General features: G+C 41.1%; 22 protein-coding genes. 1 reads left to right on the plus strand and 21 read right to left on the minus strand.

The window, feature by feature from the left end:
• Positions 1 to 244 precede the first annotated feature (244 nt).
• The 12 genes from A5N88_RS14705 to A5N88_RS14760 all read right to left on the minus strand — a co-directional run bounded on the left by A5N88_RS14705 (position 245) and on the right by A5N88_RS14760 (position 13,203).
• Positions 245 to 700 carry a hypothetical protein gene (locus tag A5N88_RS14705; RefSeq protein ID WP_066267391.1) on the minus strand — a complete coding sequence of 152 codons (456 nt, stop codon included), beginning with the start codon at positions 698 to 700 and terminating at the stop codon, positions 245 to 247.
• Positions 701 to 948: 248 nt separating this feature from the next.
• Entirely contained in the window at positions 949 to 1,737 is a 789-nt protein-coding gene (gene spoIIR / locus A5N88_RS14710) for a stage II sporulation protein R (RefSeq protein ID WP_066270563.1), read from the minus strand.
• Positions 1,738 to 2,083: 346 nt separating this feature from the next.
• Positions 2,084 to 2,947: a peptide chain release factor N(5)-glutamine methyltransferase gene (gene prmC, locus A5N88_RS14715; RefSeq protein WP_302466993.1), complete on the minus strand. Its 864-nt coding sequence runs from the start codon at positions 2,945 to 2,947 to the stop codon at positions 2,084 to 2,086.
• A gap of 5 nt (positions 2,948 to 2,952) precedes the next feature.
• Positions 2,953 to 4,023, minus strand: a complete 1,071-nt coding sequence (prfA, locus tag A5N88_RS14720; protein ID WP_066267396.1) for a peptide chain release factor 1 — start codon at positions 4,021 to 4,023, stop codon at positions 2,953 to 2,955.
• A 758-nt stretch (positions 4,024 to 4,781) separates the two neighbouring features.
• Positions 4,782 to 5,162, minus strand: a complete 381-nt coding sequence (locus A5N88_RS14725; RefSeq protein ID WP_066267397.1) for a hypothetical protein — start codon at positions 5,160 to 5,162, stop codon at positions 4,782 to 4,784.
• Between the two features lie 418 nt (positions 5,163 to 5,580).
• A complete protein-coding gene (locus A5N88_RS14730) occupies positions 5,581 to 6,198 on the minus strand; it encodes a thymidine kinase (protein WP_066267401.1) in 618 nt (205 codons plus the stop codon).
• Positions 6,199 to 6,454: 256 nt separating this feature from the next.
• Complete coding sequence (rpmE, locus tag A5N88_RS14735) at positions 6,455 to 6,655, minus strand: 50S ribosomal protein L31 (RefSeq protein ID WP_066267403.1); 201 nt, start codon at positions 6,653 to 6,655, stop codon at positions 6,455 to 6,457.
• Positions 6,656 to 6,838: 183 nt separating this feature from the next.
• A complete protein-coding gene (gene rho, locus A5N88_RS14740; RefSeq protein WP_066267404.1) occupies positions 6,839 to 8,119 on the minus strand; it encodes a transcription termination factor Rho in 1,281 nt (426 codons plus the stop codon).
• A gap of 633 nt (positions 8,120 to 8,752) precedes the next feature.
• Positions 8,753 to 9,715 (minus strand): class II fructose-bisphosphatase, encoded by a 963-nt coding sequence (gene glpX / locus A5N88_RS14745; RefSeq protein WP_066267405.1) that lies wholly within the window; start codon positions 9,713 to 9,715, stop codon positions 8,753 to 8,755.
• A 132-nt stretch (positions 9,716 to 9,847) separates the two neighbouring features.
• Positions 9,848 to 11,137: a UDP-N-acetylglucosamine 1-carboxyvinyltransferase gene (gene murA, locus A5N88_RS14750; protein ID WP_066267406.1), complete on the minus strand. Its 1,290-nt coding sequence runs from the start codon at positions 11,135 to 11,137 to the stop codon at positions 9,848 to 9,850.
• 371 nt (positions 11,138 to 11,508) lie between these two features.
• A complete protein-coding gene (locus A5N88_RS14755; protein ID WP_066267408.1) occupies positions 11,509 to 12,366 on the minus strand; it encodes a class II fructose-bisphosphate aldolase in 858 nt (285 codons plus the stop codon).
• Positions 12,367 to 12,828: 462 nt separating this feature from the next.
• Positions 12,829 to 13,203, minus strand: a complete 375-nt coding sequence (locus tag A5N88_RS14760; RefSeq protein ID WP_066270567.1) for a response regulator — start codon at positions 13,201 to 13,203, stop codon at positions 12,829 to 12,831.
• A gap of 241 nt (positions 13,204 to 13,444) precedes the next feature.
• Here A5N88_RS14760 and A5N88_RS14765 point away from each other — a divergent pair, with 241 nt between their 5' ends.
• Entirely contained in the window at positions 13,445 to 13,960 is a 516-nt protein-coding gene (locus tag A5N88_RS14765; protein WP_066267409.1) for a DUF2529 domain-containing protein, read from the plus strand.
• A 239-nt stretch (positions 13,961 to 14,199) separates the two neighbouring features.
• Here the strand turns inward: A5N88_RS14765 and pyrG are convergent, their stop codons facing one another.
• The 9 genes from pyrG to A5N88_RS14810 form a co-directional block, all read right to left on the minus strand.
• Positions 14,200 to 15,801, minus strand: a complete 1,602-nt coding sequence (pyrG, locus tag A5N88_RS14770; protein ID WP_066267411.1) for a CTP synthase — start codon at positions 15,799 to 15,801, stop codon at positions 14,200 to 14,202.
• 324 nt (positions 15,802 to 16,125) lie between these two features.
• Positions 16,126 to 16,725 carry a DNA-directed RNA polymerase subunit delta gene (rpoE, locus tag A5N88_RS14775; RefSeq protein ID WP_066267413.1) on the minus strand — a complete coding sequence of 200 codons (600 nt, stop codon included), beginning with the start codon at positions 16,723 to 16,725 and terminating at the stop codon, positions 16,126 to 16,128.
• 202 nt (positions 16,726 to 16,927) lie between these two features.
• Positions 16,928 to 17,128 carry a hypothetical protein gene (locus A5N88_RS14780; protein ID WP_066267415.1) on the minus strand — a complete coding sequence of 67 codons (201 nt, stop codon included), beginning with the start codon at positions 17,126 to 17,128 and terminating at the stop codon, positions 16,928 to 16,930.
• Between the two features lie 255 nt (positions 17,129 to 17,383).
• Complete coding sequence (gene icmF, locus A5N88_RS14785; RefSeq protein ID WP_066267418.1) at positions 17,384 to 20,650, minus strand: fused isobutyryl-CoA mutase/GTPase IcmF; 3,267 nt, start codon at positions 20,648 to 20,650, stop codon at positions 17,384 to 17,386.
• Positions 20,637 to 21,299 (minus strand): TetR/AcrR family transcriptional regulator, encoded by a 663-nt coding sequence (locus A5N88_RS14790; protein WP_066267420.1) that lies wholly within the window; start codon positions 21,297 to 21,299, stop codon positions 20,637 to 20,639. Before A5N88_RS14790 ends, icmF begins: the two co-directional genes overlap by 14 nt.
• Positions 21,300 to 21,483: 184 nt before the next feature.
• A complete protein-coding gene (locus A5N88_RS14795) occupies positions 21,484 to 22,623 on the minus strand; it encodes an acyl-CoA dehydrogenase (RefSeq protein WP_066267422.1) in 1,140 nt (379 codons plus the stop codon).
• Positions 22,624 to 22,661: 38 nt separating this feature from the next.
• Positions 22,662 to 23,795 (minus strand): acyl-CoA dehydrogenase, encoded by a 1,134-nt coding sequence (locus A5N88_RS14800; protein ID WP_066267423.1) that lies wholly within the window; start codon positions 23,793 to 23,795, stop codon positions 22,662 to 22,664.
• Positions 23,796 to 23,931: 136 nt separating this feature from the next.
• On the minus strand, positions 23,932 to 24,783 hold the full coding sequence (locus tag A5N88_RS14805) for a 3-hydroxybutyryl-CoA dehydrogenase (RefSeq protein WP_066267425.1): 852 nt from the start codon (positions 24,781 to 24,783) through the stop codon (positions 23,932 to 23,934).
• Between the two features lie 22 nt (positions 24,784 to 24,805).
• The gene (locus tag A5N88_RS14810; protein WP_066267427.1) at positions 24,806 to 25,996 is read right to left on the minus strand and encodes an acetyl-CoA C-acetyltransferase; all 1,191 of its coding nucleotides are present in this window, start codon (positions 25,994 to 25,996) and stop codon (positions 24,806 to 24,808) included.
• Positions 25,997 to 26,011 lie beyond the last annotated feature (15 nt).

Consider the following 26,011-nt stretch of genomic DNA (forward strand, 5'->3'; position numbering starts at 1 on the left):
ACCTTTATTCTTTTTTTGGAGATAATTTCTATATAATTGTTGAGAAAAAAGAGTTTTTGTCGAATTATATTAGTTAATTTCTTTTGCAAGTATAAAGGAAACATCTCTTCTAAACAAGTAATATCCACAAATTGTGGATATTACTATCGAAACAGTGGATAACTTTTCGGGATTATGTGGATAAGCTTGAATTTTATCGTCTTCTTATTAAGGAAACCCACTAATTATTTTCATTTCAAAAAGTCTATTTTACTTGCTCCTTTAAGTTGGTCTCCATATAAATGGCATGCTCTAATTGTTTCAATTCCCTGCCAACTGCGGATTTCTCAAATTCTGACGGCAGCTTTCCCCTTGGGATTTGCCGAAACCCCACCCAGTTTAACAAAGGTATAGACTTCTCCTTATTCGTTACTAAGTATAATGTGGATAACTCTTTTTCCAGCGAAAACTTATACACATGTTGAAAAAGTATTAACACATCCTCTTCCTTCACCTCACTTGTTACAACAAGTGACCGCAAAAGCCCGAAGCTGTTAATGGGTTCTATCCCCAACGTACCTGCAAGATTACCGCCCTGATCCTCCAGCAGCACAAAGTAATCTATGTTTTCCCCAACCCCCTTAGTACTTATGCCAGCTTTATCAAGAAACAAGTAAAGCTTCGCAAGATCGCTCTGTTCCGCTCTTCTTACCATAAACATATACTCACACCCTCTTTTTCAATCAATCTAGTAAAAGTTTCTACTCTATCTTATGTAGGCGAGAAATAAATAGAACTCTTACCATGAAGAAAAAAGCATGACGTCAAAGAGAGGGTTTCTCATTGCCGTCATGCTTTCATCATTTTTTCTTTATATAAAAATGGCGATAGACCTTTTAAGTAATGTAGTCTATGTCTAGCTCCAGCGCCTATCGGCTAGCAGATGAGCAAGGCGCTTGCGCTTTTCTTCTAAAATAGCTTTTCAAATAGATCTACGATAAAAAATCTCACTTCTACCTTTTGGCTATCGCTGCTGTCTGCTGCATATACTTGTGAAGCCTGTGCATTCGTATCTGGTTCAGACTGCGGCTGCACCGCTGGCGTTTTATTTATTGAAGCGTTCTCTGTTTTTTTATTCTGATTATTGTTTGCAGCTGATTTATTAGGATTTTTAACTTTTGGTTTTTGGCTTGCCTGCTTAACAGGCGCTGCTTGTTGTTTTGACTGTTCATCGTCCTCAAAACCTTTACTTACAGCAACTCCATTTGAAAAATCCAAAAAGCATAAAGGAGGATACAGAACACACCACCAATTAGCTCCCTCTCCTTTTCCCAATGTAATGAGGACTGCTTGGTACATTCCAGCCGGATACAGATAGTCACCATAAAGCTTTGTAGGGAACTGGACTTGGCCAAATTCTACCTTAACACTTTGGTGCATCTTTTGTTCAGCCATGACCCTTTTGGCAATTCTCTCAATCTCCGGAAGATGAGATACAATTACTTCTTTTGCCTTTTCTTTTGAAGTTAAATCCTTCACCCATTTTTCAATAGATAAATTAACCGCATCACGAATTTTCTCTTTAACAGCCTGATCGGCATCCTGATCTGAATTGGCCAATATCCTTAACCGGATGGCATCATGCGGAATCACAATCGATTCTTTCGCTGCCGCCTCTTGCTTAGGTATATATAAACTCAATATTGTACCAATGGATAAAATTATAATATAAAGCCACGCTAATGTTTTCGTTTGCATTTCCTGCACCATCCCTTCAACAATCAGTGTGGACATAAATGCAGGATCTTAAACTATCAATCTTAATTTTTTCACCACTTTTCCTCTTTTTCATAAGGCTCTTTTCGTAAACTTTGTTGCTATGGGACACAAAAATATGATTTTAAATGTATGTTCAGTATTAAAACTTGTAAAGAGCTTACTAAAAGATGCCACGAAGACAGACAACCCACTTAATCATGTTTTGTACGAAAAGCCACAATCTATACGAAATCAGCCTTTCATAACCAGTACAAGAGCAGTTCAAAGCTTTTACATCCAGGCAGAGTCAGTCTTTTTCCTTTTTACAACATAAGAAAAAACCAGGCTATTCTAGCACCTGGCAAAAAACCATACGATCCTTTTGGTTTATATCATTTACTACTTCAACAATACTTTCTGGAAATACTCTCTTAAGCATAGCTGCTACAGGAAGACCCTGGCCTGCTCCGATCTCGAATCCAATCAACGCTCGGCTTTTGACTGCTTTAGGGAATTGCTCCATAAACCTTCTATAAAAATTGAGCCCGTCCTCACCGCCAAACAACGCTTGGTGCGGCTCGTGTTCTGATACAACTTCTGACAATGTTTCTATCTCTCCATCTGGTATATAAGGCGGATTGGAAAGGATAATATCCGCTTTTTTTCCTTTATCAATTAGAGGCAATAGCAAATCCCCTTCTATAAAGGTTACATCCGCTCTCAATATTCCAGCATTTTCTTTCGCAACCTCTAAAGCAGCCGGAGAGATATCGATAGCAGAAGCTACTATTTCAGGGCATTCTAATTTCATGGTAATCGCTATGACCCCGCTCCCCGTTCCAACATCAACTAGAGATAATTCCTTTCGGTCTGGCCAAAGTTTATTTTTGCGTTTTATAGCCTCAACAATTAACTCCTCTGTTTCCGGGCGAGGAATTAACACGTTTGAATTCACATTAAATTTCCGTCCAAAAAACTCTTCATAGCCCATCATATATTGAATAGGCATACCTTTTGCATGGTTCTCTATAGCTTCTTTAAAAGGGATCCAAACATCCTCAGAGAGCTCCATTCTTATTTCGGCTAACAGACGGGCTCTACTAAACTGAAGATAGTGACAAAGAAGAATTTCTGCGGCATTTTCATCTCTTTGATGCTCTTTTAAAAAAGAAGAAGCCCACCTTAGGGCTTCATATATTTTCAACGGCATCTCCATTAGTCCTCCAAATTTTCAAGCTTGCTGGATTGATCCTCCATAATGAGGGCATCTATAATTTCATCAAGCTTTCCTGTAAGAATTTGGTCAAGCTTCTGGATCGTTAAACCAATTCGATGGTCCGTTACCCGATTTTGCGGGAAATTATATGTGCGAATCCGTTCTGAACGGTCCCCGGTACCTACTGCAGATTTACGATTGGCATCATACTCAGCCTGTGCTTCCTGCTGGAACTTATCATACACACGCGCACGAAGTACTTTCATGGCCTTTTCCTTATTTTTAATCTGCGACTTTTCATCCTGGCAGGATACTACGGTTCCCGTAGGCAAGTGTGTTAAGCGCACAGCAGACATCGTCGTATTAACACTTTGTCCTCCTGGTCCGCTTGATGCAAAGGTATCTACACGGATATCCTTTTCGTGGATTTCAACCTCTACTTCTTCCGCTTCAGGCAGAACCGCCACTGTTGCAGTCGAAGTATGAATCCTTCCCCCGGATTCCGTTTCAGGCACACGCTGTACACGGTGGGCACCATTTTCAAATTTTAATTTTGAATAGGCTCCCTTACCGTTGATCATAAAGATAATTTCTTTGTAGCCGCCCAATCCAGTAGCGCTGGATTCAATGACTTCTGTTTTCCAGCCCTGTGCCTCTGCATAACGGCTATACATGCGATATAGATCACCGGCAAATAAAGCCGCCTCATCTCCGCCGGCAGCTCCGCGAATTTCCATGATAACGTTCTTATCGTCATTCGGATCTTTTGGAATAAGCAGGATTTTCAACCTGGCCTCTAATTCTTCAATCTGGCCCTCAAGCTCATTGATCTCTTCCTTAACCATTTCCTTCATATCCGGGTCCAGTTTTTCTTCAAGCATTGCTTTTGCATCATTGTACTGCTGCTCAACATCTTTATATTCACGGTAAACCTGTACAGTTTCCTGGATATCAGACTGTTCCTTAGAATAATCTCTCAGCTTTTTTGGATTGTTTACGATTTCAGGATCGCTTAATAACTCATTCAGCTTATCGTAACGATCTTCAACCGCTTGTAAACGGTCAAACATATCTTTCACCTCGTCGTCCTGTATCTTAGTTATATTTTTTAGCTGCATTAGTCAATGCTGTTGAAAGCATTCGGATTTACAGATAGCCTTAGAAATCACGAAAAGCGCAAACGTCTTGCTTATAGGAGTACGGATTTTGCAGCTGAGATAAAAGAAACTAGATGTTGACTTATCGCAGGGAGGAGACGCAGAAATCCGCTAGAAAGCTGCATTGGTTAAATACTTTCTTATCCTTGAACAAAAGGCTATCGCTCTCTTACTCTCTTCAGTACTCACTGACAAAGCTACTTTTAGCAGTATATCTATATTTAGTCCATAATAGTACCATTATAGTATACACCACACCCACCGTAAAGCAATGGCAACAGAAAAGCGAAAGCGTCTTGCTCATCGGCGTACGGATTTCAGAGTCTCAGACTGAGATAAAGGAAACACAGCGAGGCCGTTCACGTGCTGATGTTGACTTATCGTAGGGAGAAGACGGAGAAATCCGATAGCCGATAGGCGCTGGAGCTGGACAAAGAAAAGCGATAGAGCCTTGCTCATCGGCGCACGGATTTCAGAGTCTCAGACTGAGATAAAGGAAACACAGCGAGACCGTTCACGTGCTGTTGTTGACTTATCGTAGGGAGAAGACGGAGAAATCCGCTAGCCGATAGGCGCTGGAGCTGGACAGAGACTATATTTAGTTAATAAAAAAGTTTATTCTTCCTATAAAAAATGCCAGTTCTATCAGAAAACCGGCATTTGCATTTACCTCAATTAACTTTCACATTTATTTTAAATTGCGGAATCGCCTGGACGAGTTTTTCATGGATCCTGGCAGCCTCTTTAAGCTTTGCATGATTAGAAAGATCTTTGTTGGCTCTAACCACTACCCACATCTGGTTTCCATTAATCCATACAGAGTCAGGAATATATCCAGGAATGGAGCGAACCACCTTTTTAGCCTCCATTATGTCTGTACCGATTGTAGGGCTATTTTCTACAAGCTCAACTTGGTTCTGCTGTTTCTTACCGCTCACTGTATTCTTTACATTTCGATAAGGGCTTTCTGCATTTTCCTTCTTGTTCTGCATGCCACAACCATTCAAAAGAAACATAGCCAAGCAAAAAAAGACAAATCCCACTTTAAACATTTCAGCACCTCCTGCGGTTAGCTTTCCGCAAAATACTTGCTTTATGTTAAAAAGGACTTGTCTTTTTATAGGCGCTTTTTCGTAAACTAAAATTGCTATTTAAAATAAGGACTCTGTTAAATTTCTACGTTGATAACTGCTCGTTATTTAACAAAGCTGTTTTCGCATAGATTGTTGCTTTTCGCACAAGTGTTAATTCCGTAATAAGTGGGGAACCGTGGCATCTTTTCGTCTTCAGTCATTTTGTTTCCAAGTCTGAACCCTGTGTATTTCTAGATTCATTTATACAAATAGCAACAAAGTTTATGAAAAGAGCCTTTAACAAAGCCAAAACTTAATTCTATGCAAGCTTTTGAACCATGGACATAAGAACTTGTACACGGCACGAAAAGCGGGAATTTATTGTAAAAGAACTGTTTCATTCAACGATCTTTGCTGCACCCTCTACATGAAGGCTTGTACCTGCAGGGACTTCGTGATGGTGCCTGCATCTTGCTTCATATGCTTCTGATGCACCTACAAGGATAACAGGATCGCCATATCCCGCAGGCTGTCCATTTATAAGTCTTTGTGTCCGGCTTGCAGGAGATCCGCAAACAGTGCAGACTGCCTGAAGTTTAGTCACCAGCTCTGCAACAGCCATCAGGTTTGGCATAGGTCCGAACGGTTCTCCCCTAAAATCCTGGTCCAGGCCAGCAAGAAGCACACGGTGTCCGCTGTTTGCTAATTTCTGCACAACCTCTACTATTTCCTCTGTGAAAAATTGAGCTTCATCTATAGCAATAACATCCACACTTGCAGTGATATAATCAAAAATCTCTTTTGCCTTTTCAATCGGATGGGCAATGACAGACGTTCCGTTGTGTGAAACTACTTCTTCTTTACTATAACGATCATCCAACTTCGGCTTAAAAACAGCAATTTCCTGTTTTGCAAATTGAGCACGCTTAACACGTCTAATCAGTTCTTCTGACTTTCCCGAAAACATGCTGCCGCAAATTACTTCAATCCAGCCTGAATGATTCATAACATACATAATTCGTGTTACCCTCCCCGATTGACTATACAAAAGACTTATTCAGATAAAGGTATTACTCGTTTTTCAGCTAACCTGAAAGAAACATGAAACAGTTGTCACACACAAATAAGCTAAAAAACAACAGCGTCCTTCAACAAAGCCTAGGTAAAAACCATAATATTTACAAATAAAAAACAGGCAAGCAAACTTGCCTGTTTCATAAGCCTGTCATGCCGCTTTTTTAAGTGGCACTAGCAAGCTGTTTAATTTTATATTATTTAAGACCGTATTTTTTGTTGAAACGGTCAACACGACCATCTGCAGAAGCGAATTTTTGACGGCCAGTGTAGAATGGATGACATTCTGAACATACCTCTACAGTCAACTTATCTTTTACAGAACCAGTTTCAAACTCGTTACCACAAGCACATTTAACCATAATTTTTTTGTAACCTGGATGAATTCCTGCTTTCATTCTTTTCATCTCCTTCACGCCCTGAATCATTCGAAACAGAGTTATATATAGTTCTATGCGTATAGAACCGCTATAGTATTCAATAACATACTGTAACTATTATAACCATTTACACTATAAATTGCAATAGGACATGCATAGTTTACAAATCCATTTTTTTGAAACCAACGGAAAAGAAGCTTTTTACATTCTTCTTCCAGCCCCTGCACCCTTAGGTTCTGCTGAAAGCACTTCAAAAAACTCTTCATTCGTTTTTGTCTGACGAAGCCTGCGGATAAATTTCTCTGCAAAATCAGGTGAGTCTGACATGGACTTCCTAATTGCCCATAGCTTATCGAGTTTTTCCTTAGGTACCAACAATTCTTCTTTCCTTGTTCCCGAACGGCGGATATCAATGGCAGGGAAGATTCTTTTCTCAGACAATGAGCGGTCCAGATGAAGTTCCATATTACCCGTACCCTTAAATTCTTCATAAATAACATCATCCATACGTGAACCTGTTTCTACAAGTGCAGTTGCCAAAATGGTTAAGCTTCCGCCCTCTTCTATATTACGGGCAGCGCCAAAAAATCTTTTAGGCCTGTGGAATGCAGCCGGATCAATCCCCCCGGAAAGAGTTCTTCCACTTGGCGGGATTACTAGATTGTAGGCTCTTGCCAGTCTTGTGATACTGTCCATTAAGATGATGACATCCCGTTTATGTTCCACAAGGCGCATCGCTCTCTCAAGTACCAACTCAGCTACTTTTATGTGGTTTTCCGGTACTTCATCAAATGTAGAACTTACTACTTCTGCATCAACAGACCTTTCAATATCCGTCACTTCCTCAGGACGTTCGTCAATAAGAAGAACGATTAACTCCGCTTCCGGATGATTTGTTGTGATAGAATTAGCAATTTCTTTTAACAGCATCGTTTTACCTGCTTTTGGAGGGGCTACGACAAGTCCACGTTGCCCAAATCCAACAGGTGTAATAAGGTCCATAATCCTTGTGGATAATTTGGTTGGGGTAGTTTCAAGGATAATTTGCCTGTCAGGGTATAACGGCGTTAAGGCAGGGAAATGAACGCGTTCTTTAGCAGATTCAGGATTGTCACCATTTACTGCTTCCACATGCAGCAATCCATAGTAACGTTCATTTTCTTTAGGCGGACGAACTTTTCCTGATACTTTATCTCCATTGCGCAAATCAAAACGGCGAATTTGTGAGGCAGATATATATATATCCTCTGAACTTGGAGAGTAGTTGATCGGTCTTAAGAAACCAAATCCCTCTGATTGAATAATTTCAAGAACACCTTCCATAAAAAAGTATCCTTCTTGCTCTGCTCTTGCTTTTAATATCGCAAAAATAAGCTCTTTTTTTGTGAGTTTACTGTAATATGAAACTTTATATTCACGAGCTAGTGCATAAAGCTCTTTTAATGTCATATTATCCAGACTCGAAATTGATAATCCTTCCATATCTACACCACACTTTTTAAATTTCACTGCAAAAAAATAAGTTACTTCTTTCATTTATAAAAGGAAAAATATATTTGAAAATTGAGAAGATTAAGAAACAAACGGGGTGCAAAAAAGTGCATAATTCATATTAAAACATTATCTATTTTAACCACAATTTTTACAAAGAATCAATATTAGTAAGGAAGAAATTTTTGTTATTCCTAAAAAAAACTTTTTTTGGACGAAGTTTGATAAATTTTTTCATAGATGGGAAACTTTTCAGATCTCTGGCAGTTATGAGGATTCTATTTTAAGATATTTTTGCGGCTGCATCCCCGGAAGTACTATCACGAAAAGCAGATGTGGTAGTTTAAAATGAATCATTTTCTTATTCGTGGAGGTCCACTCTTTAATTTTTTAGCTCAAAGTCATAAGTTAATCCGCCTGAGAAGTTAAAAGTCAATCCTCTAAGGGCGACTTAACTGATGCTGGCCGACTATCATCGGATGCCTTTTGTTTATCTATTATGTCCAGCTACAAGCGCTATCGGCTCGAGGACATAAGACATTCGGCTAAAAGGTTAAAGTACAAACCTTTATAGCGAATGTCTTATGCTGGTCGCCGATTTCCGAGCGCCTTTCGCTTTTCTACCTACCTTATTACTAAATTTGGTTTCTTTTTCAGGCTGTGCCTTCCTTCTATAAATCTGACAGTTCCTGATTTTGCCCTCATTACGACTGTGTGGGTTGAACCAAATGAGCCCTTAAATTGGACACCTTTTAACAATTCTCCATCTGTTACTCCAGTAGCAGAAAAAATGGCATCATCGCCGCGCACCAGGTCTTCCATTCTGAGGATTTTGTTAAGATCAATACCCATCCCTTTACATCTTTCTATTTCCGCATCATTTTGAGGCATTAGCTTGCCTTGGATCTCGCCGCCAAGACATTTTAAAGCAACAGCAGCAATTACCCCTTCAGGTGCGCCTCCGACTCCAAATAAGATGTCCACACCTGTATGGTCAAAAGCAGTATTGATCGCTCCAGCCACATCTCCGTCGTTTATCAGCTTTATGCGGGCTCCAGCATCCCTAAGCTGAGCGATAATATGCTCATGTCTCTGCCGATTTAACACAGTAGCAACTACATCTTCTACGTCTTTATTTTTCGCTTTTGCAACCGCTTTTAAATTATCGATAATAGGAGCATTAATATCTACACTTCCAACCGCTTCAGGGCCAACAGCGATTTTATCCATATACATATCGGGAGCATGAAGAAGATTCCCATGATCTGCAACGGCCAAAACGGCAAGAGCATTCCATCCTCCTGAAGCTACAATATTTGTTCCCTCAAGCGGATCTACGGCCACATCCACACGGGGGCCATATCCTGTTCCAAGTTTTTCACCGATATAAAGCATCGGAGCCTCGTCCATTTCTCCCTCACCGATTACAACTGTACCCTTCATCGGAATTGTATCAAATACATCCCGCATCGCAGAAGTCGCAGCATCATCTGCCTGGTCTTTGAAGCCAAGCCCCATCCACCGTGCCGATGCCAATGCAGCTGCTTCTGTGACGCGGACTAATTCCATTGATAAGCTTCTTTCCATCCTCTCTCCCCCTAAAAAACAAATTCAGTATCTCAAATGTTTTAAGTTCATTAATTGTATAACACATTTCAATTTATTATAGCACAATTGGATTAAAATTGTTTTGTCCAAAAGAGAGGATTCTATTAATCATTATGAGCTTTTTAACTGCTCCATTTCTTGTTGTGTAAGCCTTTCACGCCAAAGAGTCGCTCCTAGTCCATTAAGCTTCTCCACCAGGTTGCTGTACCCGCGATCAATATGCTCCACTCCTGTTATCTCTGTGATGCCTTCTGACATCAAGCCGGCAATCACAAGGGCTGCGCCTGCTCTAAGATCACTCGCTTTCACACGGGCTCCTTGAAGCTTGACTGGACCGCTGATAATGGCTGAGCGCCCTTCAACCTTCACGCTGGCGTTCATTCTCCTCAATTCATCGATATGCTTAAATCTGCCTGAATAAATGGTATCCGTCACCACAGCAGAACCTTCTGCTTTCGTTAAAAGAGCAGTAAATGGCTGCTGCAGGTCCGTTGGAAAACCGGGATATACCAAGGTCTTTACATCAACAGCCTTTAGATTCTCGGACTTGCCAATAAAAATCTGCTCGTCCCCCGTTTCAATCGGAACACCCATTTCCCTGAGCTTGGCTGTAAGGGATTCTAAATGGTGTGGAATGACATTATCGATAAGAACGCCGTCACCTACAGCAGCTCCAAGAATCATAAAGGTACCTGCCTCTATTCGATCAGGAATTATGGTGTGATGGCATCCATTTAATACATCTACACCTTCAATTCGTATAATATCCGTTCCCGCACCCTTGATATTTGCCCCCATATTGGTTAGTAACGTAGCAACATCAATAATTTCAGGTTCCTTAGCAGCATTTTCTATAATTGTTTTCCCTTTTGCCTTAACAGCAGCAAGCATAATATTAATCGTGGCACCCACACTCACGACATCGAGATAAATTCTGGCACCACGAAGTTCATCCGCCCGAAGATAGATGGCCCCTTGTTCATTCGTAACCTTTGCACCAAGGGCTTCAAAGCCCTTAATATGCTGGTCAATCGGCCTTGGTCCAAGATGGCACCCTCCAGGTAGTCCAATAACCGCTTTTTTGAAGCGCCCGAGCATGGCTCCCATTAAATAATAAGAGGCTCTTAGTTTTTTAACCTTTCCATTCGGGAGCGGCATGGAAACCATTTTGCGGGGATCCACAATCATATCTTCATCATTTTTAAAAGTAACTTTTCCACCTATTTCTTCAAGCAAGGATTTTAAAATTTGGACATCTGATATATCGGGCAGACCTTCGATTGTCACTGGAGATTCCGCTAAGATAGTAGCCGGAATTAATGCAACAGCACTATTTTTCGCACCACTTACTTTAATGGTTCCTTTAAGGGGATAGCCTCCTGCAATCTTAAGCTTTTCCATTTTAAACTCCCTTCTATGGCAATAAATACTGGCTAAGCAGCATTAGTTGCCACATTGAATGTATATTTCGACAGTATGACAGTCATATTTGATCCTTGGGCGAGATTCCCTATGGTTTATTTCTCTATAATCTTCGTCTCTTTTTTAATACCCCTTAAAACACTCGCTTAATTAAAATTCTATACTAGATAAAAAAATATAAACAACTGTTATATAAAAAAATAACTCTCGAAATATTTCCAATTTCCGGTCATTTCGCTCACCTTTTGCAGGAGTCATTCTTTATTGTTCCAAAAACACAAAACGGAAACCGCCTCTAAGCGGCGGCTTCCTTATGCATTTCCCATTTTCTATTATCTTAATTCAGGAATTTACGCCTTGCCGGAAGAACCGAATTCACGCATTTTACCGATAACTGTTTCTTTGATAGCTTCACGGGCAGGTCCAAGATATTTGCGCGGATCATACACTTTGGAATCGGCTGCAAAAATTTCCCTTACTTTCTTGGCAGACGCTATCTGATTTTCAGTATTTACATTTATTTTTGCAGTACCAAGTGAAATGGCTCTTTTAATATCATGTGTAGGGATTCCTGTCCCCCCATGGAGGACTAATGGAACACCAGTTGTGTTACCGATTTCCTCCATTTCTTTGAATCCAAGATTAGGCTCCCCCTGATAAGGGCCATGTACGGATCCCAGAGCAGGTGCAAGACAATCAATACCTGTTCGCTGAACAAGCTCTTGGCATTCCTTCGCATCTGCATAGATGATTCCTTCCCCAATGACATCATCTTCTTGTCCGCCGACTGTTCCAAGCTCAGCCTCAACCGATACCCCTTTAGAGTGTGCATACTCTACTACGTTTGTTGTTATTTCTATGTTTTCCTCAAAAGGATGGTGGGAAGCATCAATCATGACTGAAGTAAACCCAGCATCTATTGCTTTCTTGCAGTTCTCAAGGCTGGTTCCATGGTCTAAATGAATCGCAACAGGCACTGTAATCTGGTAATCCTCCATTAATCCTTCAACCATTTTAACGACTGTGTTAAATCCGCCCATATAACGGCCGGCACCCTCTGAAACTCCCAAAATAACAGGGGATTTTTCTTCTTCAGCGGCAAGTAAAATTGCTTGTGTAAATTCAAGATTATTAATATTGAACTGTCCCACTGCATAATGTTCTTCTTTTGCTTTGTTTAACATTTCAGTCATAGAAACTAAAGGCATGATTAAATTTCCCCCTTTATACTGAATAGGTGCAGAAAAATGGCTTTTTTGCCCCAATTCTTTTAAACGATTATTTAGAGAATAAATAATATTATATTTTCATCATATCAAACTACTATTTTTTTTGCCATTGAACTCTTTTATATTTTTGGCTTTATTATTTCAACTTTAATAACGGCTCATTTTAAGCTCGTTGGCAGTAAAGAAAGGAACAAAAGCAACCACTTTTACTTTTGTTTCCTTTCTTTACTGTGACCTAAAAAACAACAGAGCCTTTTTCAAAGCCTGCTTTTAAAAAGTCGTCTCTGTTATTGAGCCAATTAATTTTCTCCCCTGGCATTCGCTTAGCAGGCTGTTTAGATAAAGATCACCTAGGTTTTGTTAACGTTGGGCTGTAAAAGAACAAGAAGTTGAGATATCATTTTTATTCATACATTAAAAAATGGAAGCAGCCCGCTTCCGTCATTTAATCGGCATATTCTCCCTGACCGCACTGCGGATATCGTCTATATCGAAAGGTTTGGCGAAGTGGGTGATCGCTCCTAGATCCTTTGCTTCTTGAATCATATCCAATTCTCCATAAGCAGTCATAATGATAACGCGTATGTCCGGATCAATCTCTTTCATTCTTTTCAAGATTTCAATTCCGTCCATACCTGGTATTTTCATATCTAACAATACAAGATCTGGAGAATGCTTTTTTGTAATTTCCAATGCCTGTACACCATTTGCTGCTTGGAAAGTTTTGTATCCCTCTTTTTGGAGCACTTCATTTAACAAAATACGGATGCCGAATTGATCATCTACAATGAGTATTTTTTCTTTTGTGTCATCCATCAAATTCCCCCCTGACTGATTAAACAGTGCAATTTCTTGTGCAGGCATAAAAATACCGTTCTTCTGTTCTCCTTTTCACTTGCATGTATACTATAAGTATATAGTTCTCTATTTGTAAACTATTTTCCTTCTTTCAATGGAGAAATAACAAGTTTTTTAGCGATTTCGCTATTTTTCTTTATTTTGTTTATAATTTTAACAGGGCTTAAATAACCCTATGCGAAAGGAGGATACTTAACGTATGATGAAAATGTTTATGACCCAATTGAACGGCCTTTTCCAAAGGATTTATGATAAAGAAGAACCAGCTATTGAAGATGGCGCAAGACTTTTAGCGCAGGCAATTGTCGGCGATGGAAATATATACATAAAATCCTTTAAAGGAATGGATGCCGTCGCTATCGAGGCTCTCGAGGGCGCTGAACCATTAAACGGGGCTGAGAGACTTTTAACACTTGATGAGGTAACAGAGACCGACAGAGTTCTCGTTATTACGCGTTTTTCAAATGATCCTGAAGCACTGCAGCTTGGCCGTCAGCTATCCCAAAAAGGGATTCCGTTTACCGTTATTGCCGGAACCGTCAAAGATGAAGAGACTATCAGTGATCTGGCCGACGTATATATCAACACCTCCCTAATCAAAGGGATGCTTCCTACTGAAACAGGAGATAGAACAGCATTCCCTTCATCCATGGCTGCCTTATTCATTTACTACGGAATTAAATTTGCATTAGATGAAATCGTGGATGAATACTAGAAAGGCGGAAGCGCCTTGCTCATCGGTGTACGGATTCCGTAGTCTTCGACTGAGATAAAGGAAACACAGCGAGGCACGAGCTGATGCTGACTTATCGTAGGGAGGAGACATAGAAATCAGTTAGCCGATAGGCGCTGGAGCTAGACAAGAAAAATATCCACAGGTTTAGCACTTTATAATTTCCTGGCAAGCATTAAAAAGCCTGAATCAAAGGATCCAGGCTTTTTTTAATCTATTCTTTATTGCTGATTTTTTAATGACGCTTCAATAAACCCTTTAAATAAAGGCTGTGGACGAGTTGGTCTTGAGGTAAACTCCGGATGGAATTGAGAAGCTACGAACCAAGGATGATCTTTTACTTCTACAATCTCGACCAATCTTCCGTCAGGGCTTGTACCGGAAAATACAAAACCGGCATCTTCCATTTGGCTGCGGAAATCATTGTTAAATTCATAACGATGGCGATGGCGCTCTTCAATCATTTCAGATTGATATACACCGAAAGCATTTGTGCCTGTGTAAATTTTACATGGGTACAATCCAAGGCGCAAAGTACCTCCTAAATCCTCAATATCCTTTTGCTCCGGCAGCAGATCAATAATTGGATACTTTGTTTCAGGGTTAATCTCTGAAGAGTGTGCTCCCTCTAAACCAAGAACATTACGCGCATATTCAATAGATGCCAGCTGCATGCCTAGGCATATTCCAAGGAAAGGAATTTGATTTTCACGCGCATATTGAATCGCTAGAATTTTACCTTCAATACCACGGTCTCCAAATCCTCCCGGAACGAGGATTCCATCTGCTTTTTCTAAAAGTTCTTTTACATTGTCCTTCGTTACATGCTCTGCATTGATCCAGTCAATACTAATATCAGCATCAAAAGAATAACCTGCATGTTTTAAGGCCTCAACAACAGATAAATAGGCATCCTGAAGTTCTACATATTTACCTACAAGAGCAATTTTCACAGTCTTTGAAAGGTTCCTAACCTTGTCAACCAGCCCAATCCATTCCTTCATATCAGCTTCATGGCATTGAAGCTTCAAGTGGTCGCATACAATCTTGTCAAGATTCTGTTCTTGAAGAGAAAGTGGGATAGAGTAAAGTGTATCCGCGTCCCTTGCTTCAATAACTGCTTTTTCATCTATATCGCAAAACAGAGCAATTTTGTCCTTCATATCCTGCGAAATCGGCATTTCTGTACGTACCACAATAATATTTGGCTGAATTCCTAAACTGCGCAATTCTTTAACACTGTGCTGTGTCGGCTTTGTTTTCATCTCGCCGGAAGCCTTTAAGTATGGGACAAGAGTACAGTGGATATACATTACATTATCACGGCCAATATCACTCTTTATTTGGCGTATTGCTTCAAGGAATGGAAGTGATTCAATATCCCCTACCGTTCCTCCAATTTCAGTGATAACAATATCGGCATTGGTAGCCTGCCCTGCACGGAAGACGCGGTCTTTAATTTCATTTGTGATATGCGGAATAACCTGAACCGTTCCACCAAGGTATTCCCCGCGGCGCTCTTTTCTTAAAACTTCGGAGTATACCTTACCAGTCGTTACACTGCTATACTTCGTAACATTAATATCAATAAAGCGCTCATAATGGCCTAAGTCCAAATCCGCTTCAGCACCGTCGTCTGTCACAAATACTTCCCCGTGCTGATAAGGGCTCATTGTTCCAGGATCCACATTAATGTATGGATCAAATTTTTGGATCGTTACGCTTAAACCTCTGTTTTTCAGCAAACGGCCTAAAGAAGCAGCCGTTATCCCTTTACCTAGTGAGGAAACCACTCCTCCAGTTACAAATATATATTTTGTCACATTTATTCCCCCTTATAAATATTAATTATTGTGCCACAATAATTGGATAGTTAATCTGGAATCGTATTTTGTTTTTTGAAGATTGAGTACCTCATGCCGTCAAAAGCCTAAAGAATTCTTTCAATTAAATGAGCCTTCTCTAACATTAATCTTCAACTTTATTTTGGTGGCTTGTCCTTACACCAAAATACTTACAGGGGGTAAAAAAATAAAAAGCCCCCACTTATCAAAAGTAAGGGGAGCTGTAATTATTTATTATCATCGTTCCTTTTTTAAGGAGCCCAAATAACATACTACCTGTCTGGTTAAGATAAGTCAAGGCTATTATTTTTCCTCTTCTTTTTCCTCTTCTTCAAGCTCTTCTTCAAGCTCTTCTTCCAGTTCTTCTTCGTCCTCATCATCGAGGTCATATTCGTCCTCGCCAATTAGTTCGTCATCAAACGATTCATCATCATTTTCGTCGATATCATCGAAATCGTCTAAATCATCGTCTTCTTCTTCTTCATCTTCATCATCGTCTTCTTCTGTTAAATCTTCTTCTTCAAAATCATCCAGATCATCGTAATCAAGATCTTCATCCATTAAATCAAGATCTTCTTCATCTTCATCCTGCGCTTTAGCCTTCTTCTTCTTCGGCTTAACAGTAGTGGTAACTTCTTCATCTACCTGATCAAATGGATACCATTCGCGAAGTCCCCAGCGGTTATCGCCTAAACTCAGAAAACGACCATCGATATTCATGTCTGTATAAAATTGAACCATTCTGGAGTTCAATTCGTCTTGGCTCAAATCAAGTAAGTTCGCTAAGTCATCCAGCAGCTCAGCAAACGAAAAAGCTTGCTTTTTTTCCTCAAGGTAATGATGGGCAAGCTCAATAAGTGACATTTCACGTAATTCTGTTTGAGATAGTTGGCCTAAACTCAAATCGACACTTCCTTTCTCTATTTCAACTCTCTCATTTGAGAGCATAAAAGTTATCAATAAACATAATGATGGCAGAATACATATTTACCATTATAAACAATTTCAAAACATTTATGCTAGATTTATGGAGTGATTTATTAAATTTTTATTTTCACACTCTCGTTTCGCGTCTTTAATCTCGCTGGAGTTTCGCGTATCCGCATCAATCAACACGGAATTCAAGTCTACTTTGGGCTTTAACATAGACTTCGGCAGTGCCCTGGTCATCCTGCTGGCTGATTTGCGCTACAGTCACTCGATTTCTGCGGGGTCTCCCTATGGCCAGCTGATCCCGCAGGAGTCTCGTGCCTTCCACTCCAATCAACTTTGGATTTAATTCAACAATCGGATTTAAGAGAGACATCGGCAGTGCACTTGTCTTCCTGCTGGTTGATTCCTCTCAGGGAGCTCGCTTGCTCTTGGTTAATATCAATACCAGAACCACTTTTTAAAATTTGGCTCTGGTATACTCCGTGACGACAGAGCCTCGAGCTTAATGGAGCAAGCTTTGTTCATTTTATAGTTCCGCTTCTCAATAAAAGAAAGGAGCTTCCCCCTAAGGTTATCTTAAAATGTCTTAGGTTTCCGCTCCTATTGCTGTCTTATTCCATTTACTTGCTTACATATTTCTACGATACTGCCCGCCAACCTCATATAATGCATGAGTAATTTGGCCAAGGCTTGCTGTTTTAACCGTTTCCATTAACTCTTCAAATATATTGCCGCCCGTTACAGCCGTCTGTTTTAATTTTTCCAAGGCCTCTTCCGCTTTGGATTTGTGCAGCTCCTGAAATTGTTTAAGATGATTGATTTGCATTTCTTTTTCCTCTTTGGTTGCGCGTGCCAGTTGTATGCTGTTCATTTCCTCTTCTGTTGGAGGGTTAGGATTTAAATAGGTATTCACCCCTATGATTGGCAGCTCACCAGAATGTTTTTTCATTTCATAGTACATAGATTCTTCTTGTATTTTTCCGCGCTGATACTGGGTTTCCATAGCACCCAATACTCCGCCGCGGTCATTAAGACGGTCAAACTCCTCCAGCACTGCCGATTCTACTAAATCAGTAAGCTCTTCAATAATAAAGGAACCCTGCAACGGATTTTCATTTTTAGATAATCCATGCTCCTTAGTAATAATCATTTGAATGGCCATAGCACGGCGGACAGATTCTTCTGTCGGCGTGGTAATAGCCTCATCATATGCATTTGTATGAAGGGAGTTGCAATTATCCTGCAGTGCCATTAGGGCTTGAAGCGTCGTCCGAATATCATTGAAATCAATTTCCTGTGCGTGAAGGGAGCGTCCGGAAGTTTGAATATGGTACTTAAGCTTCTGGCTTCTTTCATTTGCTCCGTACTTATCTCTCATGGCAACGGACCAAATTCTTCTTGCTACACGGCCAATAACCGTATATTCCGGATCTAGGCCATTTGAAAAGAAGAAAGAGAGATTTGGTGCGAAATCATTAATATTCATTCCCCTGCTCAAATAGTATTCTACATACGTAAATCCATTAGCCAATGTAAAAGCAAGCTGTGAAATAGGATTCGCTCCTGCTTCTGCTATATGGTAGCCGGAAATCGAGACCGAGTAATAGTTGCGAACCTGATGGTCAATAAAATACTGCTGGATATCGCCCATCATTCTCAGGGCGAATTCAGTAGAGAAAATACAAGTGTTTTGTCCCTGGTCTTCTTTTAATATATCCGCTTGAACAGTTCCCCTTACAACCTTGAGCGTTTTACTCCTTACATCCGCAAACTCTTCTACGGTTAAAATTCTTCCCAGCTCTTCTTCTGCTTTTTGTATCTGCTGGTCAATGGCTGTATTCATATACATAGCCAAAATAATTGGCGCAGGACCATTTATCGTCATCGATACCGATGTGGATGGGTGGCATAAGTCAAACCCTGCATACAGCTTTTTCATATCATCAAGCGTACAGATACTTACGCCGGACTCTCCCACCTTTCCATAGATATCAGGGCGGTAATCCGGATCTTCACCATAGAGCGTTACAGAGTCAAATGCAGTACTTAAGCGTTTGGCCGAATCTCCTTTGGACAAGTAATGGAATCGGCGGTTTGTACGATCTGGTGTCCCTTCTCCCGCAAATTGTCTTTTCGGATCCTCTCCCTCGCGTTTAAAAGGAAATACCCCCGCTGTATATGGGAAGTACCCCGGAAGGTTTTCTTTGTACACCCAGCGCAAGACTTCACCATAGTCCTCATATTTCGGTAACGCTACTTTTGGGATGCTTAAACCCGATAAACTGGTGGTTTTTAATTCCGTTACAATTTCCTTATCTCGTATCTTTGTAACAAGCTGATCCCCTGAATAGCTTTCCTTAATATCCTTCCATTCCTTTAAAATCCTTTTGGTTTCGTTCGTAAGCTTCTCATTTGCAGCATCTTTCAGTTTAGTTAAATAGTCAATCTCCACATTTTGTTCTTCAGATTCATGAACAGCTGCTATTGCGCCCTCGAGCTGAAACAGCCTTCTTGCTAAGCGAACCTGTTCTTCCGCTTTTTTATGATAGTTTCTTACAGTCTCAGATATTTCCCTCAAATAATATCTACGGCTGTTTGGAATGATAATATTTTGTTTTTCAACCTTTGCGTCTTTGGAAAAAGACACCTTCCAGCTTGAGCCCATCTTGTCATTAATTTTTTCGATTAATGCTGCAAACAGGGCATTTGTTCCAGGATCATTAAACTGGCTTGCAATCGTTCCATACACGGGCATATCCTTTAATTCCTGTTCAAACAGGACATGACTGCGCTGATATTGCTTTTGAACTTGGTTTTTAGCATCCTCGGAGCCTTTTCTTTCAAACTTATTGATGACAATCAAATCTGCATAATCAATCATATCGATTTTTTCCAGCTGTGAAGGAGCCCCAAACTCACTGGTCATAACGTACATGGCCACATCGCTGATTTCCGTAATTTCTGCATCCCCCTGGCCGATACCGCTTGTTTCTACGATTACAAGGTCATAGCCGGCAGCTTTTACAATATCAATGGCATCTTTTATCGCCAATGATAATTCATTCTTTGAACCCCTAGTAGCAAGGCTCCTCATAAACACACGCTGATTAAAAATAGCATTCATGCGTATTCGGTCTCCGAGCAATGCCCCTCCTGTTTTTTGCTTTGTAGGGTCGACTGAAAGAATAGCTACTTTTTTATCGGAAAGCTCATTTAAAAAACGACGAATCAGTTCATCCGTTAAGGAGCTTTTTCCTGCCCCGCCTGTTCCGGTGATTCCGACGACGGGTACTTTTTTTACAGATGACTTTATTTCAGCAAGAGCACTTTCCACTGCCGGCGCCAGCTCTTTATTTAACATAACCTGGTTTTCTGCTACAGTGATAAGCTTTGCAGCTGCTCCTGGGTCCCCAGTCTTCAGCTTCTTCATTTCTTCATCAAGGGAATCAGTCAATGTAGGATGGTCACATTCCTGAAGCATCAAATTAATCATTCCTTGAAGACCAAGCAGCCTCCCATCTTCAGGAGAAAAGATCCTTGCTATTCCATAATCATGAAGCTCTTGAATTTCCCGAGGGATAATAACCCCTCCGCCTCCTCCATAAATCCGGATATGCGGAGCTCCCTTTTCTTTTAACAGGTCATGCATATATTTAAAGAACTCTACGTGTCCGCCCTGATAAGAAGAAATGGCAATCCCTTGCACATCCTCCTGAATGGCAGCATTCACAATTTCCTCCACCGAGCGATTATGGCCTAAATGAATGACCTCCGCTCCAGTCGATTGTAAAATACGTCTCATAATATTAATGGAGGCATCATGCCCGTCAAACAAGCTGGATGCCGTGACAAAACGAATTGCATTTACCGGTTTATAGATTTCAACTGTGCTCATACAACTCTCCCTCTTTCAGCTGAGACTGAAAACCCTCTATGCCTGAAAATAGCAAATCAATTTGCAGCTGAATGTATTCGTCAATTGTATATTTATTCTTTAATGCCCAGCGGCGGAATCCCCACATCTGCCCCTGTACAAAAATATTGTGGGCTAACAGATCGATTTGTTTTTCCTCCATTACCAGTTCTCCATTTTCCACACATTTTAGAATAATGGTTTCAAACATCCCCACCATTTCCACTTCCTTCTTTAGTACATAAGGAAGGGCATCTTTTGATAAGGACTTTGCTTCCTGGTACATGACAAGAACCTCATCCTGCATTTCATTCATAATGTTAAAATAATACGCAATGCCCAGCTTCAGGCTTTTCAAGGTGCCTTTTTCAACATCCATCCCCTCGAGCCTGGCTCTCACTTGATCGTAAATACGATCACAGACAAGATATAAAATATCTTCCTTTGACCGGATATACTCATAAAGAGTACCAATACTAAAACCCGCAGCCTGCGCTATTTCTCTTGTAGTGGTTCGATGGAAACCTTTTTCTTTAAAAAGTGACACTGCCCCCCGAATCATTTGATCCCTGCGCATATTGACAAGCCGCTCATCCTTTACGGAGGCATGTACAGTGCGTTTTTTGTTCATATTTCCCCCCCCTTTCTGAAAAGCTCATTACAGACGCTTATCCATCATCTTTTTCAAGGTTTTGCAGGCGGCAATACCCTCTCCAGAAGAAGCCCCGGGAACATCAGGGCTTCTTCATCTAAACATTTTTCAAAGGCTGTTTACTTACTTTTAATTTATCGAATTACTTTTTGTGTCACTAGTTTTATTTGGTCAGCATTCTTGAGATGACGAGTCTTTGAATTTCTTGAGTACCTTCGTATATTTGAGTAATTTTTGCATCCCGCATATATCTTTCAACCGGATAATCCTTGGTGTATCCGTACCCTCCAAAGATTTGAACAGCTTCTGTTGTTACCTTCATGGCCGTGTCACCGGCAAACAGTTTGCTCATTGCCGACTCCTTTCCATATGGAAGGCCGTTTGATTCAAGCCAGGCAGCCTGGTAGGTTAAAAGGCGTGCAGCTTCAATTTCAGTAGCCATATCCGCTAGCTTAAAGGAAATCCCCTGATTAGCAGCAATAGGCTTACCGAATTGTTCCCGGTCTTTTGCATATGCAACAGCAGCATCAAGTGCACCTTGGGCAATTCCAACAGCTTGTGCTGCTATCCCATTTCTTCCTCCATCCAGTGTCATCATCGCAATTTTAAATCCGTCCCCTTCACTTCCAAGAAGGTTCTCTTTAGGAACTCTGCAATCTTCAAAAATAATTTCAGTAGTAGGAGATGAACGGATACCCAGCTTTTTCTCTTTCTTGCCTACCGAGAAACCTGGAAAATCTTTTTCGATAATGAAAGCACTAGTGCCCTTATGTTTTGATGTAGGATCTGTCAATGCGAATACTACATACGTATCAGCTACACCGCCGTTTGTAATAAAGATTTTAGAACCATTTATTACGTAGTCATCTCCATCACGGCGTGCTGTCGTTCTCATTCCGCCTGCATCGGAGCCAGACCCAGGCTCCGTCAGACCATATGCCCCAATTTTCTCGCCCTGTGCCATAGGTTTTAAATATTTTTGTTTTTGTTCTTCAGAGCCGAATTTATAAATCGGCCACCCTGCCAATGATGTATGGGCAGATAGGGTTACACCTGTTGAGGCACATACTCGTGAAAGCTCTTCAACGGCTATACAATAAGCAAGAAAGTCGCTTCCAATCCCGCCATATTCCTCTGCCCACGGAATGCCCGTCAGTCCCAGCTCAGCCATTTTTTTAAAAATGTTGATGTCAAAGCGTTCTTCCTCGTCCCGCTCGGCTGCAGTTGGTGCTACTTCTTTTAATGCAAAGTCCCTAACCATTTTTCTAATCATTTCATGTTCTTCGCTTAAACGGAAATTCATCTGTTGTTCCTCCTATTATCTATCTCTCTATTAATCTTTCAACATATACTTTTGCAGATAACCATTCGTTGGACTTCACTTGTTCCTTCATAGATTTCTGTAATCTTCGCATCTCTGAAAAGCCGCTCAACCGGAAAGTCCTTTGTATAGCCATAGCCGCCAAAAATTTGAACAGCTTCTATAGCCGTCTCAACCGCGGTTTTTGAGGCGAACAGCTTTGCCATCGAGGCCTCTTTTTTGCAAGGAAGACCTAAGGCACGGAGTTCCGCTGCTCTGTAGACAAGAAGCCTGGCTGCCTCTACCTTAGTGGCCATGTCGGCAAGCTTAAAACCAATTCCCTGCTGGCTGGCAATCGGTTTTCCGAATTGCTCCCGCTCTTTTGCATAGGCTAAAGAATTATCCAAGGCCGCTTCAGCAATTCCAAGCGCCTGGGCCGCAATTCCGATCCTGCCTGCTTCAAGGTTTGCCATTGCTACTTTAAATCCCTCTCCTTCTTTTCCAAGGAGATTATCCGCTGGCACCGGCATATTATCAAAAATGAGCTCAACCGTTCTGGAACCATGGAGGCCCATTTTATGTTCATCTTTCCCGATAATAAAACCTTCCGTCCCCTTTTCCACAATAAACGCAGAGATTCCTTTCATTCCGGCACTTTGTTCCGTCCTGGCAAAAACAATATAGGTATCTGCTTCTCCGCCGTTTGTAATAAAGACTTTTGAGCCATTTAAAATATAATGGTCTCCCCGTTTTAAGGCTCTTGTTTTTAGGCTGCCTGCGTCTGACCCGGCACTTGGTTCCGTTAAGGCAAATGCCCCTAAAAAGTTCCCTGCCGCAAGCTGAGGAAGGTACTTCTTTTTTTGTTCCTCTGTTCCAAAATATAAAATTGGGTTTGTACCGACAGAGGTATGGACAGATAAGATTACTCCTACAGTGGCACTTACCTTGGATATTTCATTGATTACAATTACATAAGACGTAAAATCCATTTCTGAGCCGCCGTATTGTTCCGGAACCATCATCCCCATTAAACCCAGATCTGCCATTTTATTTACAATAGCCCTTGGGAATTCTCCGTTCTCCATTTTTTCTATAAAAGGCTCTATTTCTGCTGCGGCAAAATCCCGAGCCAGCTTTCGTATCATTTGCTGTTCTTCTGTAAAGTGCAGATCCATAGCTGATCCTCCTGCAAAATGAATCATATAACTACTGCTTTTCGTAATTAGCATTGCTTCAAAGCTATCAGGGCAATTTTCTTTTTTTAATAGGGTGTTATTACAAATAAGGCTTGCTTCCTTTATTAAAAGCTCTTTATTGGTAATTGTAGAAACCCCGTCCTGTTTTCTTTCCCAGCCAGCCTGCCTTTACATATTTTCTTAAAAGCGGGCAGGGGCGATATTTATCGTCGCCGAATCCATCATGAAGGGTTTCCATGATATACAAGCAAGTGTCTAAGCCTATAAAATCAGCAAGAGTCAACGGTCCCATCGGATGGTTCATCCCCAGCTTCATCACTTCATCAATGGCTTCCTTGGTTGCTACACCTTCATAAAGAGTGTAAATAGCTTCATTAATCATCGGCATGAGTATACGGTTTGATACGAAGCCAGGAAAATCATTTACTTCAACCGGAACCTTTTTCAATGTGTTCGTCATAACTTCTACAGCCTGGTACACTTCATCATCGGTAGCAAGCCCTCTAATAATCTCTACCAGTTTCATGACAGGAACCGGATTCATAAAATGCATGCCTATCACTTTTTCCGGGCGGCTGGTGGCAGCAGCAATTTCAGTAATGGGCAGTGAGGAGGTATTAGATGCCAGTATGGCATGAGATGGAGCAAACTGATCCAGCTCACCAAATATTTTTGTCTTTATTTCCATATTTTCCACAGCTGCTTCTATGACAATATCCACCTGTTCCGCATCCTGAAGGCTGCTTGATTTCTCCAAGCGCGAAAGAATGAGCACTTTTTCATCTTCTCTTATTTTTTCCTTAGATACTTGTCTGGATAAATTTTTTTCAATGATACTAAATCCTCTTGCCAGTGATTCTTCTTTCACATCATTCAGGAGCACTTGATAACCGGCTTGTGCGCATACCTGAGCAATCCCGGAACCCATCTGTCCTGCTCCTACCACCATCACCTTTTTAATCTCCATACTTCTCCTCCTTCTCAAGGCCTCATCCTTGTTTCTTCACTTCGATCATAATGGCATCCCCCTGGCCGCCTCCGGAGCATATAGCAGCAATACCGATACCGCCTCCGCGTCTTTTCAATTCATAAGCCAGTGTAAGTATGATTCGTGTTCCGCTTGCTCCAATCGGGTGTCCTAAAGCGACTGCTCCGCCATTGACGTTCACCTTTTCTGGGTCTAGGCCTGCTATTTTTCCGCTGACAAGAGAAACGGCAGCAAATGCCTCATTAATTTCAAACAAATCAATATCGTTCAATGACTTTCCTGTTTTCTTTAATATCTCATTTATCACCAGACCAGGCGTTAAAGGGAAGCAGTCTGCCTCTACAGCAATAGCTGCATGACCCAGAATATAAGCAAGCGGTTCTCTCCCCTCTTTTATAGCCCTTTCATCGCTCATCAGCACAAGCGCTGCTGCTCCGTCGTTTACACCGGGCGCATTGCCGGCTGTTATAGTACCGTCTTTCCCGAAGGCTGATGGCAGCTTTGCCAGCTTAGATAGCGATGTATCTGCACGGGGTGCTTCATCATCCTTCATGATAAGAGGGGATCCCTTTCTTTGAGGAACTTCTACAGGCACAATTTCTTCTGCAAATATCCCCTCTTTAATAGCTTTTAAAGCTTTCTCGTGGCTTCTAAGCGCCCAACTATCTTGTTCATCTCTCGTAATCTCATATTCTAGTGCCTGCTTATTTCCGTAAGTGCCCATATGGACACCTGAAAATGAACAGGTAAGTCCATCATGAATCATTAAATCCTTTAAAGAAGCATCACCCATCCGCAGTCCCCATCGTGCATTCGGCAGAATATACGGAGCCATTGACATAGACTCCATTCCTCCAGCTACAATAACGTCTTCATCACCCGCACGTATAATCTGGTCTGCCAAGGTTACACTTCTCATTCCGGAAGCACATACTTTATTAATGGTTTCTGTTTTTACTTCCCACGGAAGCCCCGCTTCATGTGCAGCCTGCCTGGATGGAATCTGACCCTGTCCTCCCTGCAAAACGGAACCCATAATGACCTCTTGAACATCCTCCGGTTGAACCTGAGCTCTTTTCAAAGCTTCTTTAATGACTGTTCCGCCTAATTGAGATGCGCTTAACGAGCTGAGTGCACCGCCAAATTTCCCAAACGGGGTTCTTGCGCCGCTCAAAATTACCGTTTTTGCCATAATCGATCTTCCCCT

It is taken from the genome of Heyndrickxia acidicola, assembly GCF_001636425.1.
GTDB lineage: Bacteria > Bacillota > Bacilli > Bacillales > Bacillaceae_C > Bacillus_AE > Bacillus_AE acidicola.

Coding starts and splice junctions, on each gene's coding strand:
- A5N88_RS14705 (WP_066267391.1), bottom strand. CDS start 700: ATGTTTATGGTAAGAAGAGCGGAACAGAGCGATCTTGCGAAGCTTTAC.
- spoIIR (WP_066270563.1), bottom strand. CDS start 1,737: ATGCAAACGAAAACATTAGCGTGGCTTTATATTATAATTTTATCCATT.
- prmC (WP_302466993.1), bottom strand. CDS start 2,947: ATGCCGTTGAAAATATATGAAGCCCTAAGGTGGGCTTCTTCTTTTTTA.
- prfA (WP_066267396.1), bottom strand. CDS start 4,023: ATGTTTGACCGTTTACAAGCGGTTGAAGATCGTTACGATAAGCTGAAT.
- A5N88_RS14725 (WP_066267397.1), bottom strand. CDS start 5,162: ATGTTTAAAGTGGGATTTGTCTTTTTTTGCTTGGCTATGTTTCTTTTG.
- A5N88_RS14730 (WP_066267401.1), bottom strand. CDS start 6,198: ATGTATGTTATGAATCATTCAGGCTGGATTGAAGTAATTTGCGGCAGC.
- rpmE (WP_066267403.1), bottom strand. CDS start 6,655: ATGAAAGCAGGAATTCATCCAGGTTACAAAAAAATTATGGTTAAATGT.
- rho (WP_066267404.1), bottom strand. CDS start 8,119: ATGGAAGGATTATCAATTTCGAGTCTGGATAATATGACATTAAAAGAG.
- glpX (WP_066267405.1), bottom strand. CDS start 9,715: ATGGAAAGAAGCTTATCAATGGAATTAGTCCGCGTCACAGAAGCAGCT.
- murA (WP_066267406.1), bottom strand. CDS start 11,137: ATGGAAAAGCTTAAGATTGCAGGAGGCTATCCCCTTAAAGGAACCATT.
- A5N88_RS14755 (WP_066267408.1), bottom strand. CDS start 12,366: ATGCCTTTAGTTTCTATGACTGAAATGTTAAACAAAGCAAAAGAAGAA.
- A5N88_RS14760 (WP_066270567.1), bottom strand. CDS start 13,203: ATGGATGACACAAAAGAAAAAATACTCATTGTAGATGATCAATTCGGC.
- A5N88_RS14765 (WP_066267409.1), top strand. CDS start 13,445: ATGATGAAAATGTTTATGACCCAATTGAACGGCCTTTTCCAAAGGATT.
- A5N88_RS14780 (WP_066267415.1), bottom strand. CDS start 17,128: ATGTCTCTCTTAAATCCGATTGTTGAATTAAATCCAAAGTTGATTGGA.
- icmF (WP_066267418.1), bottom strand. CDS start 20,650: ATGAGCACAGTTGAAATCTATAAACCGGTAAATGCAATTCGTTTTGTC.
- A5N88_RS14790 (WP_066267420.1), bottom strand. CDS start 21,299: ATGAACAAAAAACGCACTGTACATGCCTCCGTAAAGGATGAGCGGCTT.
- A5N88_RS14795 (WP_066267422.1), bottom strand. CDS start 22,623: ATGAATTTCCGTTTAAGCGAAGAACATGAAATGATTAGAAAAATGGTT.
- A5N88_RS14800 (WP_066267423.1), bottom strand. CDS start 23,795: ATGGATCTGCACTTTACAGAAGAACAGCAAATGATACGAAAGCTGGCT.
- A5N88_RS14805 (WP_066267425.1), bottom strand. CDS start 24,783: ATGGAGATTAAAAAGGTGATGGTGGTAGGAGCAGGACAGATGGGTTCC.
- A5N88_RS14810 (WP_066267427.1), bottom strand. CDS start 25,996: ATGGCAAAAACGGTAATTTTGAGCGGCGCAAGAACCCCGTTTGGGAAA.